Source organism: Chryseobacterium sediminis (assembly GCF_008386505.1).
In the GTDB taxonomy this organism is placed as follows: domain Bacteria; phylum Bacteroidota; class Bacteroidia; order Flavobacteriales; family Weeksellaceae; genus Chryseobacterium; species Chryseobacterium sediminis.
This window is the reverse complement of the sequence record NZ_VUNZ01000006.1, coordinates 93,790-106,856: the sequence shown is the minus strand read 5'-3', so window position 1 is coordinate 106,856 and position 13,067 is coordinate 93,790. Positions and strand designations below refer to the sequence as shown.

Sequence of the window (13,067 nt, the reverse complement as noted above, 5' to 3'; positions counted from 1 at the left end):
TGAAGCCGGAGTTTCATTTAATCACTTAATCAAGCATCAATTCCCGATCAACCCCAATCTCTTCCAGAAAAACTTCATCATGAGAAATAACTAACAGCGTTCCATGATAATCTTTAATGGAATTGGTGAGAATTTCGACATTCTGAAGATCGAGATTATTTGTGGGTTCATCAAGGATAATCATATCCGGAGCTTTGCTGCTTATGGAAAGTCCGCACAGAAGCAGACGTAAGCGCTCACCTCCACTCAACATACCACATTTTTTATCCCAGGTATCTTTACCAAACAAAAATCTGGATAATAATGTTTTCACCTCAAATTCCTGTAGTGCATGATCATTAAAGGTCTGAACAAAGTCATAAAGAGTTGAATCATGATCAATCAGTGAATATTCCTGATCAATATAGATGCTGTTAAACTCTGCTCTGTCTATTTTTCCTTCGGAAGGTTCAGTATTTCCCAGCAGAAGTGTTATCAGGGTTGTTTTTCCTGATCCATTTGAACCTTTGATGGAAACTCTTTCTCCGCTTCGGATCTCAAGGTTAAGATTTTCTTTCCATAGATTTACCTGTCCATAATTGAAATTAATATCTTCAGCCACAATTAAAATTTTCCCTGAATGCAGATTAGAATCATTAAAGTTTACTTTCATCTGCTCAGAATTCTTTAAGGAGGAGCGCAAATCTCTCAACCCCTCTGAAATTCCGCTGATTTTCTCTGCATGTACACTTTTCAGTTTTGAACTATTTTTTTCAGCATTATTCCGAAGCGTATTCATCATAATTCGGGCAACTCCGGATTTTTCCTGCTTTTGTTTTCCTTTCGCATCAAGTTTTTGCTTGCGTTCGAGCGTTTCTCTTTCTTTCTCTTTTGCTTTTTTCAGTGCCCGTTCTTTGGCATGGATATCATTATGAAGAGCTTCCTCCTCCACTTCTTTTTGCGCTGCATAGAAATCATAATTCCCTCCATACGTCGCAATTCCCTGATTACTTAGTTCAAATATAGTATCAACGAGATTAAGCAAAGTTCTGTCGTGGCTTACAATTATTACCGTTGCATCTGTTCTATTAATAAGATCATACAATAACTTTCTTCCCTCAATATCCAGATGGTTGGTAGGTTCATCTAAAATGATAATATCAGGCTGACTGATCTGAATTCCGGCAAGAAAAGCCTTAGTTTTCTGACCACCGCTCAGGTCTTCCAGTTTTTGAGTTAAGTCAAAATCATCAAGTCCCCAATGCTCCAATGCCTGCCGGCTGCGCTCTTCAATATCCCAGTCGTCATTGAGAATTTCAAAATAAATTTCATCCACCTCTCCATTGGTAATTTTTTGAAGAGCATTCAATTTCTGATCTATTTTCAGACATTCAGCAATGGTAAGATGATTAAAATTCCCAAACATCTGAGGGACGTAAAAAACAGAACCTGAAATAGTAACATTCCCGTTTAAAGGCTGTATTTCACCTGCGATAATTTTCAGCAGGGTCGATTTTCCCATGCCGTTACTTCCCACCAAAGCAGATTTGGTGTGAGATGGTATTGTTAAGTTGGTATAATTAAATAGAAGATCTCCTCCCGGAAACCCAAAGGATATATTTTGCAGTAAAATCATGATTTCTTTCTTAAAATGGTTGAACACCAGTAACATCTTAGTTACTGTTTTTATTGAATCTGAAAGAAATGATATCCTACATGTCCGTATTTTGGGTTTTTGAAAGAACAAAGATACTCATTTTCTGCAATATGCATTTTTCCATAAATTATCAGGATATTTATCATCTCTTTTTTCTTCCATATTTAAACACCGGACATTTATTCTCTTTCAAAAAATTCATTTTTCTAAGGCTATACCTTTCTATGTGGTTCAATAACTTATACTTATTCTGATTTAAACAGGTCTCATCATAATCTCCTACTTTGTCATCCCGAAACCATCAAACTTTCAAACTCATAAAAACAGGAAAGTATTTTAATCAAAAATCCGTAACTTTGCCACCTACTAAAAATTTTATGGAAAGCATTAAAGTTCACGACAAAACTTTCGTTCCTTATTTAAAGGATGCCGAAATTCAGGAAATTGTAAAAGAGACAGCGTTAAGAATTTATGAAGATTACAAAGATGAAGTACCTGTATTCATTGGTGTTTTAAATGGGGTGGTGATGTTCTTCTCAGATCTTTTAAAATATTACCCGGGGGAATGTGAAATTGCCTTCATTCAAATGAGTTCTTATGTAGGAACTGAATCTACAGGGATTGTTTATCAGAAAATGGAACTTACCAAAGATGTAAGAGACCGTCATATCATTCTTGTAGAAGATATCGTAGATACAGGAAACACAGTTGAAAGTCTTTTCAAATATTTTAAGGAAACACAACGTCCTAAATCTGTAAAACTGGCTAGTTTCTTACTAAAACCTGAGATTTACAAGAAAGATTTCAAGCTTGATTATATTGGAAGGGAAATTCCAAACAAATTTGTACTTGGATACGGACTTGATTATGATGAATTGGGAAGAAATCTACCTAATTTATATCAATTGGAAGACGGACAAATTAACCATTAATTATTGTCATTAGCTACTGCTATTGGCTATTGGCTTTTAGCTTTTAGCTTTTAAAACTTAATCAAAATAAAGGCTGGTTCATTTTGAACCAGCCTTATTTGTTTAATCTTTGATCAGTTTTATGATCTCTTTATTTCCTTTTTCATCCTCAACACTCACAAAATAAATTCCTTTTGGTTCATTAATTCTTATTTTCCCATTCCCTTCCTGATCAGTTTTGAATATCTCATTTTTGATGAATTTTCCTGTAGCATCATATATTGAAATTTTACCCGCCTTTGCATTATTAAGCATAAAATAAAAATCACCAGAAGAAGGATTAGGATATATATTAAATTTATTTTTTGATTGAACCTCTGTCGTTGCCAAATTATTTACCGCAACACAAGTAGACATTACCATACATCCGTTTAAACTTACCATTACAGCATAATTTCCTGCTGCAGTAGCCGTATAAGATTGGGAATTAGCACCTGAGATCGGTGAATTACCACTACAATTATACCATTGATATGTTGCTCCTGTCTGATTAGCAGTTATTAAATTATTATTTTGAGAAACCGTACCGTCAATCGTTGTTAATGTCAATGTTTTGGGAGTATCAAAATTAGAGACAGAGCCGTTTAAAGCAAATCCGGTAGCTGTTGCATTCTTATTATTCCCCGAATAATCATAAATGGTAGTCTTAGAGGTATTGTTTCCCGCAGGTATTCCTTCATTAAATTTATAATAAGCGACAAGTCCCGGCTGAACTGCACAGAATTCTTTACTCATATCCTGTTGTATTTGAGCTTGTGACTTCACTACATTCCATACTCTTACATCGTCTATTGATCCACGGAATAAATTTACATTATCTACCCTCTCTCCAATTCTAAATGTGCCACCCGTTGCCGTATTAACAGAAGTAGTTAAATTTCCTGATCCGTCTAGATTCCCGTCAACATACAATTTAGTATTGGGATTGGCTCCGTTTTGATAAGTAACTGCTACGTGATGCCAGTTTCCGTCATTAAGAGCTGTTGTTCCATTGATTCCGCTACCCTGCACTTCTAAACGAAGAGTATTACCTGTAAAAGTATTTAAGGTAAAGCGGCCTCCTGTACTAGCTGTTCCCCAATCCACAATTACACTTTGACCTAACCCTGTAGGGTCCGAATTTTTTATTGTCTTGATCCACGCTTCCACAGTTCTTGAAGTACTGCCACTCACCGGAGAATTAACCACAGATACCAGATCGTCATTCCCATCAAAATTTAAACTGGCCTGAGCGTTAATTTGTATTACAAACAATCCTGTTAGCATAAATACAGAAAAAAATGATTTTTTCATAAATATAATTAAGTTTTATTAGATATTTACAAACATAAATAACACTTTAAATAAAAGCAAATAAAAATTTTAATTTTATTGAAATGGCATATTTTTTTTACTTTTGTACCTTTAAAAAAAAATCTTTTAAAAACTTAAACTAAAAATGATAAATATTGTTCTGTTTGGACCTCCAGGAAGCGGAAAAGGAACACAAGCACAAAATCTGATCGAAAAATTTAATTTAAAGCAAATTTCAACAGGTGACCTTTTCAGATACAACATGAAAAATGATACTGAACTTGGGAAGTTGGCTAAATCTTATATTGATAAAGGAGAATTGGTTCCGGATCAGGTAACAACAGATATGCTGATCGATGAGATCAAAAAACCTACAGATACCAACGGTTTTATTTTTGACGGATATCCAAGAACAACTGCTCAGACAGAAGCTTTGGAAACCATCGTTAAAGAAGTACTGAATGACGATATTGACATCTGTCTTTCATTGGTAGTAGAAGACAAAATTTTGGTTGAAAGACTTCTGAAAAGAGGTGAAACCAGCGGAAGATCAGACGACAGCAATGTAGAGATCATCGAAAACAGAATTAAAGAATATTATACTAAAACAGCAGAAGTTGCCGAGCTTTATAAGCAGCAGGGTAAATATGTAGAAGTAAACGGTGTTGGAGAAATTGATGAAATTTCCCAAAAACTTTTCGCTGAAGTAGAGAAAATTAAATAATCGGGATACGGGTGCGGGATAGAAAATTTCGTCCCGTAGCCTGCAACTCGCAACACAAACTATATGTCTAACTTTGTAGATTACGTAAAAATCCATTGTAAAAGCGGACACGGAGGTGCTGGTTCTGCCCACCTTCGCCGTGAAAAGTATATTCCTAAAGGTGGTCCTGACGGTGGCGACGGAGGTCGTGGCGGGCATGTCATCATGAGAGGAAATGCTAATGAATGGACTTTACTTCCACTTCGATACACCCGTCACATAAAAGCAGAACGAGGTGAAAACGGAGCGAAAAACCAGCTAACCGGAGCTGACGGTTCTGATATTTATATCGATGTTCCCATTGGGACTATCGCTAAAAATGAAGAAGGTGAAATTATCGGAGAAATCCTTGATGACAAGCAGGAAATCATTTTGATGCAAGGAGGAAAAGGTGGAAAAGGAAACGAACATTTCAAATCTTCTACCAATCAGACTCCAAGATATGCTCAACCCGGAATGGATGGTGAAGAAGGTTATGTTGTCTTTGAGCTTAAAATTTTGGCTGATGTAGGACTTGTTGGATTTCCAAACGCTGGAAAATCTACACTTTTAGCATCTGTTTCTGCAGCAAAACCAAAAATTGCCAATTACGCCTTTACAACCCTTACTCCTAACCTTGGAATTGTAGACTACAGAAATTACAAATCTTTTGTAATGGCTGATATTCCAGGAATTATTGAAGGAGCAGCGGAAGGAAAAGGATTAGGACACAGATTTCTGAGACATATTGAAAGAAACTCTATTCTGTTATTTTTAATTCCTTCTGATTCTGAAGATCACTATCAGGAGTTTAAGATTCTGGAAAATGAGCTTAAGGAATATAATCCTGAGCTTTTGGATAAGGATTTTATTATTTCTGTTTCAAAATCTGACCTTTTGGATGATGAGCTGAAAAAAGAAATTGCAGCAGAATTTCCTGAAAACAAGCAGCCTTTGTTCTTCTCAGGAGTTACCGGAGAAGGCCTTATGGAACTGAAAGATGCCATTTGGAAACAACTGCACGGATAGAATAAATCTGAAATATAAACTCCGGAGTAAATTCGGGTTTTGAAAATAATAAAGAGAAGCTATATTGCTTCTCTTTATTTTTACCCTTTGATACATCTTCCATTTTTTAGATTGGAATAATTATTGAAAGATCATCTGAAATTTTAAACTATGAAATATTTACTAGGTCTTTGTGCATTTGTATTTTTATTTTCCTGTACTTCTCAGAAAGTAAATTCAAAATATTCTACTATTGAATATGAGGCTACTCCCTGTTTCGGGTTCTGCCCTGTTTTTAAAATGACAATCAGTCCGGACAGAACAGCAGTTTTTGAAGCGGAACATTTTAATTTTAATGATAAGCCTTCAAAAGATGAATTTTCCAAGCCTCGTGAAGGAACTTTTAAAGGAACAATCAAGGAAGAGGATTACAACAAACTAATCAGCTTGCTGGATGGACTCAATGTAAAAAGCTTAAACGACAAATATGGTGAACACAATATTACTGATCTTCCAACCTCTTATTTAAGAATCAAATTCGCTGACGGAACTTCAAAAAATGTGGAAGATTATGGAAAACGTGGAAGTGAAAAGCTTTCGGAAGTCTATACGTTTTTTGAAAACTTAAGAAAGAACCAACAATGGAATAAAGTGAAATAGTTTCACTAAACAATATTTAAATTATCTTTGCCACAGTAATTCCTTCATTTGGAGGAATTATTTTTTTTGTAAAATTAGTAACCATTTAAAATAAACATGAAGAAGAACATTTTTTTTCTTGCATTATTTGCTTTTTCAGCACTATTGAATGCACAAGAAAACACAAAAGACCAGGCATCTATGAGCTTTGGTGTAAAAGGAGGATATTCCTTATCTAATATGAATTTTTTTGGAACCGGGCTGGATTCAAAATCCTATTTTTATGCAGGCATCGTAGCAGAACAACCTTTATCTTCTAAATTTGGTTTGCAGGCTGAATTACTCTATACTCAATTGGGTGGTAAAGATTCTTATCCCTGGTATGAATTGGTAGGCAATGAAGTGGTAAACACGGGTAATATGAACTTTGAGTACAAATTCAATCAGATACAGGTTCCTATTTCAGTCAAATACTATATTATTCCGGAGCTTTCTGCATCTGCGGGAATCAATTTAGGGGTTAATATATCATCCAAAGTAAAAATGGATAATCTTTTTGCTGATGCAGAAACCCACAATTACGAATCTTTAAAAACCTTGAATTTATTTCCTTTCCTGGGCGCAGAATATAAGATTAATGAAAAGTTTTTTGTTGACGCCAGATACAATTTCAATTTTATAGAAATGAATAAAAACAATGCAGTTCCTGTTAAAATTGGATTTCTGCAGGCTGGTGTAGGATATAAATTTAAATAAGCTTCAGATTTTCATATCCATAAAAATGGCTGCTCGTATTGGGTGGCCATTTATATTTCTCTGACTTAAAATATCTCCGAAAGGACACAAAAGAGCAATATAAAAATCTTAATTTTTTTTAGACTACCTTTGCAGAATGTAATTCTTTCAGACTGAAGGAATTTTTATTTAAATTTTAAAATAATTCATTTGAATTTTACAGACTTAAACTTAATAGAACCTATTGCAAAAGCAATTCAGGAGCAGGGATACACGACTCCTACTCCTATCCAAGAGAGATCGATTCCTGATATATTAGACGGCAGAGACTTTTTAGGCTGCGCACAGACAGGAACTGGTAAAACAGCTGCTTTTTCTATTCCTATTCTACAGAATTTATCCAAAAATAAAATTCCCAATAAACATATAAAAGCGTTAATCCTTACTCCAACCAGAGAACTGGCTATTCAGATTGAGGAAAATATTAATGCTTACGGTAAATATCTTCCATTAAAACAACTTGTTATTTTTGGAGGGGTAAAACAAGGAAATCAGGAAGCTGCTTTAAGAAAAGGAGTTGATATTCTGGTAGCAACACCGGGAAGACTTCTTGACTTTATAGCTCAGGGCATCATCAGTTTGAAAAATCTTGAGATCTTTGTTCTTGATGAAGCAGACAGAATGCTGGATATGGGATTTGTACATGATGTAAAAAGAATCATCAAACTTTTGCCTCAGAGAAGACAGACTTTATTCTTTTCTGCAACAATGCCTGCTGAAATCCAAAAACTGGCTAATTCTATCCTGAATAATCCGGTAAAAGTAGAGGTAACTCCGGTTTCTTCTACAGCAGACACCATTAAACAATCTGTATATTTTGTAGAAAAAGATAACAAACTGAATTTGCTTTCTCACATTCTGCAAAACGATATTTCAGATTCTGTACTGGTATTTGCAAGAACGAAGCACGGAGCAGATAAGATTGCCAGAAAACTTCAGAAAGACAATATTTCTGCTGAAGCAATTCATGGTAACAAGTCTCAGAATGCGAGACAAAATGCTTTGAATAATTTTAAATCCGGAAAAACAAGAGTTCTTGTAGCCACTGATATTGCAGCGAGAGGAATTGATATTGATGAATTGAAATTCGTTATCAATTTTGAGCTTTCCGATGTTTCTGAAACGTATGTACACAGAATCGGAAGAACCGGAAGAGCCGGAGCTGAAGGAACATCCATTTCTTTTGTAGATGGACTTGATCTTTTGAATTTAAAGAATACTGAAAAACTGATTGGGAAGAAGATTCCTGTGATCAAAGACCATCCGTTCCATACTGATGATCTGGTTGCTCAAAAAAGGGATTCTAACAACAAACCTGTTCATGCAGGTGGTGAGAAACCTAAAACAGGTAACAGTAATAATTCAAGGTCAAATAACAACCGTAAAAAGCCTTCTGCTGGAGCATCTGTAGGATTTAAAAAGCCTAAAAATAAGAATTTCACCAGAAAGAAATAAAATAAAAGTCCTTTTTTGAAAAGGACTTTTTTATTTATAGTTTATTATTCTGCCTTTTGTTTTGTATAGCAATAACCGATAATACAGAAAGGTAAACAAGCAGCCAGATAAGTTGTAGAAAAGAAATTATTCTGATAAGAAAACCCTAAGGTCACATACTGCTCACTTACAAAACTCAACATTACGAAAAAAAGAATATATGCTGAATAGTAAAATACCGTTTCTATTTTTTTTACATAAAAGGAAAGTATGATTGACAGTATAATAAAGAACAGCATAACAAATTTATTGCTTTGCCCCTGAAGATTAAGAGGATTATATTGCAGCACATGCTCAACACTTTTGCCAGGCAGCAGAACGGATGCCAATAATATTACTGCCGTCAATAAAAAACTTATTCCAAATTTTATTTTATTTTCCCAGCTGGTTTTAATAAAAGGATTTAATAAAAAAATAATCAATGGAATAATCACTGCACTTCTTGTAAGACATAAAATTCCTATACCTATTCCTAACAGAAAAGGCTTCTTAAAATAATCGTCTTTAAATTTTCTGCTCCAAAAAAGAATGAAGGCTGCAACCGCAATAAAGGAAGAGATAAAATCACTCTTACAAACCACTTCATAAATATAGGCCAAAGAAATGCCTAACATTAATATCGCAAGAAATCTATGAAAATTGCCCTTAAATTCTAAAAAAATAACATACGAAAACAATAAAAAAGCTGAAACCTGAAGGTAGCCTACATTCCCTAAAAAATAAAAAACACTTGATAAAAGCAACTGCCCGGGAAGATAAGATGATAAATTTCCCATGAAATTTGGAGTATCATAAATATATTCACCTTTTATCCAATGCTGCAGAGAAAATTCTAACGTTGCCCATCTATCAATATTCATTTTGTAAGGATCTTTCATCACATGGCACATAGCAATGTAAACAACAGCTATAGCGGTTACAAGGAGATATACTGATTTCTCAGTCCATATTTTTTTCAACCAAGACCATTTTCCTAAAGAAAATAATAACAAATTACCTCCTGAAAAAAGAATAATTAAAATATTAAGAGGAACAAAAGACTGTCTGATTCCATATTTCGTAAGAAATAAAAGATTGATTATGAAATAAACAGCAAACAGCAATATACTATTCAACCGATTGTTCCTGGTAAAATTTAACAGGGCATTCATTAATTATGCTATTTTAAAAATATTTTTAGCATTTTCTGTAGTAAGGCGGTCTATCTCAGAAAAATCTTTCCCATAAATATCTACCAATTTTCCAGCAACCAGATCCAGATAGGAGCTTTCGTTTCTTTTTCCTCTGTGAGGTACCGGTGCCAGATAAGGAGAATCTGTTTCCAGAACAATTTTGTCCAATGGAATTTCACTCAGAAACTGATCTATTTTCCCATTTTTGAACGTTACTACTCCACCAATTCCCAAAATAAAATTAAGGTCAACAGCGTATTGTGCCTGTTCCAGATTTCCTGAAAAGCAATGGAAAATCCCTCTCAGCTTCGGGTGTTTTTTTCTTTCCAACACTTCAAATGTTTCATCAAAGCTTTCTCTTGTATGAATTACAATCGGAAGGTCTTTTTCTATAGCCCAGTCAATCTGTTTTTCAAAGGCTTTCACCTGAATATCTAAGGTTGTTTTATCCCAATACAGATCAATCCCGATTTCTCCTATCGCCGGAAAATGTCTTTGATCGAGATAATTTTTTACAATTTCAAGTTCTTTTTCCCACGATTCCGGTTTTACATAACAAGGATGTAATCCCATCATTGAGAAAATCTGTCCCGGATATTCTGTTTCCAGCTGCAGCATTTTTTCGTGCGATTCAGAATCGATGGCAGGAAGATAGAATTCTGTAATTCCTTTATCTAAAGCTCTCTGAATAGCTTCTTTTCTGTCTTCATCAAATTCTTCTGCGTATAAATGGGTATGTGTATCAATCATTTTTCTTAGTATTTTAACAGATCTTCATAAGGATTTTCAAGCCCCAGCAATAACCCAAAGGCGGGTTCTGTTTTTATTCCCTGTTTTTTAAGTTCTATTATTTTTTGTTTAAATTTTTCTCCTTTTTCCTGCAATATTTTGTATTCGGAAACCATATGAAGGTAGGCATTCTGCTCAGTTGTAGGTTTATTTTGTCCGAAAATTTCGATGGGAAACCCTTCCAGCATAAAATTTATTGTAATGCATTTTTCACCGTTCACAATGGGATATTCCACTTCTACGTCTTGAGGAATAAGCTGACAAAATAGTAAATCATCCAGAAAGTCTTGTTCAAATTTTAAATCCACCTCGAAAATAAGGTCCAAATCACTTCCTTTGATATCAATCTCTATAGGAACAGTTCCTGCTAAAATGGGTGAATAATCTTTCAGCTTCTCAAAGACATGATACTTTGTAAGAATTTCATAAGCTTTTTTCTGTCTTTCATTTCCATCTTTCAGATAGTCAATTCTGGTAAAATCAAGCATTTAAAATATTTTATGTTTTACCTTTTTCCGCTGAATTTCAATCCTTTGATCTAATTTCTCCCTGAATTCTATAAACTTAGGGTCCTTCTTGTCACTGGTCTTATGTTCCAGTGCCTTGATAATCTTAAAATTTTCTTTAATAAAATGCTGAGTCTCACCTGAAAAATAGGCATTCCCAAATTTCTCAAAAATATAATTAACCGCTTGCGTGCTTGGATGAATCATGTCTTCTTTATAAAAACGGTAGTCCCGGAGATCATCCATCAAAATCTCATAGACGGGAAGATAATGACAGTCTTCAAAGAGAGAAATGGACTCGTGGATAGCGGTAATTAATTTGGATTTACTTAACTGGTTTTCTACCATTCCATCTTTAGTATGCCTTACAGGGGAAACGGTGAATAGGATCTGTACTCCTTCTTTACAAATATCCTTAAGGTCCAGAATCGTCTGATAAATAGAACTTGTAAGCTCCTGATGGGAAAGCAGTCTTTTCTCAAAAAACTTTTGTGGAATTTTGTGACAGTTGGCCACCAGCTTGTTCTTAGGAAGAAATTCATAAATAAATGAGGAACCGTAAGTAATAATGATCCAGTCGGCTTCCTGAAGAAAGGCGTTTCCCGCTTCAATAGCCCCATTTATTTTATCTAAAGTCTGATGAATATACCGGGTATCAAAACTGGTGTGATGATCCAGAGAAATATATTCTTCATTGTAGGTAATTAATTCCTCTTCTTCATAAAACGCAGAATCATGTAATCTATTGACGGCGTTATTGATTGAAAAAGGGTTAAAAATCGTTCCAAAGGGATTATTAAGAGTCTGAAGCTGTCCATCCTTAAGTAAATCAGTCATTTCAGAGGCAAAACATGAGCCTATTGAAAATATTTTATCTTCAATCTCAATCTTTTTATCTGATGCAGGAATATCAACTTCTGTTCTGAATTTCATCGTGTAGGTATTAGGTGGCAGAAAATAGATAGCAGGTAAATTGCTGTTACCTGCTATCTACCATCTACTACCTCTATTAACTTTCTCTTCTCAACAAATAATTTGCCAGTTCGATAAAAGGTTTTTTCTTTTCTTCCGGAACATCTATTTTCTGAAGATAGCTTTGTCCTATTTCATTATGTTTTTCGATCAGACGTAACGCTTTTTCATCTACTTTGGTTCTTCTGAATATCTTTTCTACTCCATAGACTTTATCAACGTTTTCAGTCTTTTTAGAATACCAGTAATCAAGCTCTTTTCTTTCTTCGTCCGTAGCATGTTCTCTTGCTAACAGATACAGAACGGTTTTCTTGTTTTCATAAATATCTCCGGCATGTTTTTTCCCAAACTGTGCCTGATCACCAAATACATCAAGATAATCATCCATAATCTGGAATGCAATCCCGATATGCTTTCCGAAGTTGAAAATAGCTTTAGCATCTTTAAAATCAGCTCTTGCAATCAACGCTCCGATTTCAAATGATGAAGCACTCAAAACTCCTGTTTTATAAGTAATCATTCTGATATAGTCATCAAAAGTTACATCTTTCTGAGTTTCAAAGTTGATATCATACTGTTGTCCTTCACAAAGCAGAAGTCCGGTGTGTGTAAATATTCTGATACATGCCTTAAAGATTTCAGGCTCCAGATCCTCAAAAAACTTATAGGCTTTAAGCATCAGCCCGTCTCCGGAAAGGATTCCTACATTAAGACCATGTAAAGTATGAATGGTAGGTTTGTTTCTTCTTAAAGGAGCTTCATCCATAATATCATCATGGATCAGCGTGAAGTTATGGAAAAACTCGATAGCCAATGCCGGCTTAATTGCCTGCTTAAGATCTCCGCCGAACATCTCACAAGCCATCAGCACCATAATAGGACGAAGACGCTTTCCACCATGGGAAATAATATAATTCATCGGGTCATACAGCTCCGAAGGTTTATCTTTAAAAGTATATTTAGTGATGGCGTCTGCAACAATCTGCTGGTATCTGTCTAAAAATTCCATAAAATCTTTTAATTTGAACAAAAATACGATTTTTCGAGGCT

Annotated in this window: 13 protein-coding genes; 6 read left to right on the top strand and 7 right to left on the bottom strand. The window is 34.7% G+C overall.

Annotated elements, in window-relative coordinates; translation table 11 throughout:
* Positions 1-25: 25 nt before the first annotated feature.
* The gene (locus tag FW780_RS21350) at positions 26-1,615 is read right to left on the bottom strand and encodes an ABC-F family ATP-binding cassette domain-containing protein (protein WP_149835610.1); all 1,590 of its coding nucleotides are present in this window, start codon (positions 1,613-1,615) and stop codon (positions 26-28) included.
* 398 nt (positions 1,616-2,013) lie between these two features.
* Between FW780_RS21350 and FW780_RS21345 the strand changes: the two genes are divergently transcribed.
* The gene (locus FW780_RS21345) at positions 2,014-2,568 is read left to right on the top strand and encodes a phosphoribosyltransferase (protein WP_047420642.1); all 555 of its coding nucleotides are present in this window, start codon (positions 2,014-2,016) and stop codon (positions 2,566-2,568) included.
* Between the two features lie 102 nt (positions 2,569-2,670).
* Here FW780_RS21345 and FW780_RS21340 read toward each other — a convergent pair whose 3' ends face one another.
* Positions 2,671-3,900 carry a LamG-like jellyroll fold domain-containing protein gene (locus FW780_RS21340; protein WP_149835609.1) on the bottom strand — a complete coding sequence of 410 codons (1,230 nt, stop codon included), beginning with the start codon at positions 3,898-3,900 and terminating at the stop codon, positions 2,671-2,673.
* Between the two features lie 145 nt (positions 3,901-4,045).
* On the opposite strand from FW780_RS21340, the gene FW780_RS21335 reads away from it, so the two are divergent.
* The 5 genes from FW780_RS21335 to FW780_RS21315 all read left to right on the top strand — a co-directional run bounded on the left by FW780_RS21335 (position 4,046) and on the right by FW780_RS21315 (position 8,539).
* The gene (locus tag FW780_RS21335) at positions 4,046-4,624 is read left to right on the top strand and encodes an adenylate kinase (RefSeq protein ID WP_149835608.1); all 579 of its coding nucleotides are present in this window, start codon (positions 4,046-4,048) and stop codon (positions 4,622-4,624) included.
* Between the two features lie 63 nt (positions 4,625-4,687).
* Entirely contained in the window at positions 4,688-5,671 is a 984-nt protein-coding gene (obgE, locus tag FW780_RS21330) for a GTPase ObgE (RefSeq protein WP_149835607.1), read from the top strand.
* A 150-nt stretch (positions 5,672-5,821) separates the two neighbouring features.
* Positions 5,822-6,310 (top strand): DUF6438 domain-containing protein, encoded by a 489-nt coding sequence (locus FW780_RS21325; RefSeq protein WP_149835606.1) that lies wholly within the window; start codon positions 5,822-5,824, stop codon positions 6,308-6,310.
* Positions 6,311-6,406: 96 nt separating this feature from the next.
* A complete protein-coding gene (locus FW780_RS21320; RefSeq protein WP_149835605.1) occupies positions 6,407-7,045 on the top strand; it encodes a porin family protein in 639 nt (212 codons plus the stop codon).
* A gap of 189 nt (positions 7,046-7,234) precedes the next feature.
* The gene (locus FW780_RS21315; protein WP_149835604.1) at positions 7,235-8,539 is read left to right on the top strand and encodes a DEAD/DEAH box helicase; all 1,305 of its coding nucleotides are present in this window, start codon (positions 7,235-7,237) and stop codon (positions 8,537-8,539) included.
* 44 nt (positions 8,540-8,583) lie between these two features.
* On the opposite strand, the gene FW780_RS21310 is transcribed toward FW780_RS21315, so the two are convergent.
* The 5 genes from FW780_RS21310 to FW780_RS21290 all read right to left on the bottom strand — a co-directional run bounded on the left by FW780_RS21310 (position 8,584) and on the right by FW780_RS21290 (position 13,026).
* On the bottom strand, positions 8,584-9,729 hold the full coding sequence (locus FW780_RS21310; RefSeq protein ID WP_149835603.1) for a hypothetical protein: 1,146 nt from the start codon (positions 9,727-9,729) through the stop codon (positions 8,584-8,586).
* Between the two features lie 3 nt (positions 9,730-9,732).
* A complete protein-coding gene (locus FW780_RS21305) occupies positions 9,733-10,500 on the bottom strand; it encodes a TatD family hydrolase (RefSeq protein ID WP_149835602.1) in 768 nt (255 codons plus the stop codon).
* A gap of 5 nt (positions 10,501-10,505) precedes the next feature.
* Positions 10,506-11,027, bottom strand: coding sequence for a DUF4269 domain-containing protein (locus FW780_RS21300; RefSeq protein WP_149835601.1), 522 nt, complete (start codon positions 11,025-11,027; stop codon positions 10,506-10,508).
* A complete protein-coding gene (locus tag FW780_RS21295; RefSeq protein ID WP_149835600.1) occupies positions 11,028-11,978 on the bottom strand; it encodes a GSCFA domain-containing protein in 951 nt (316 codons plus the stop codon).
* Between the two features lie 76 nt (positions 11,979-12,054).
* The gene (locus FW780_RS21290) at positions 12,055-13,026 is read right to left on the bottom strand and encodes a polyprenyl synthetase family protein (RefSeq protein WP_047374128.1); all 972 of its coding nucleotides are present in this window, start codon (positions 13,024-13,026) and stop codon (positions 12,055-12,057) included.
* Between the last annotated feature and the right edge of the window lie 41 nt (positions 13,027-13,067).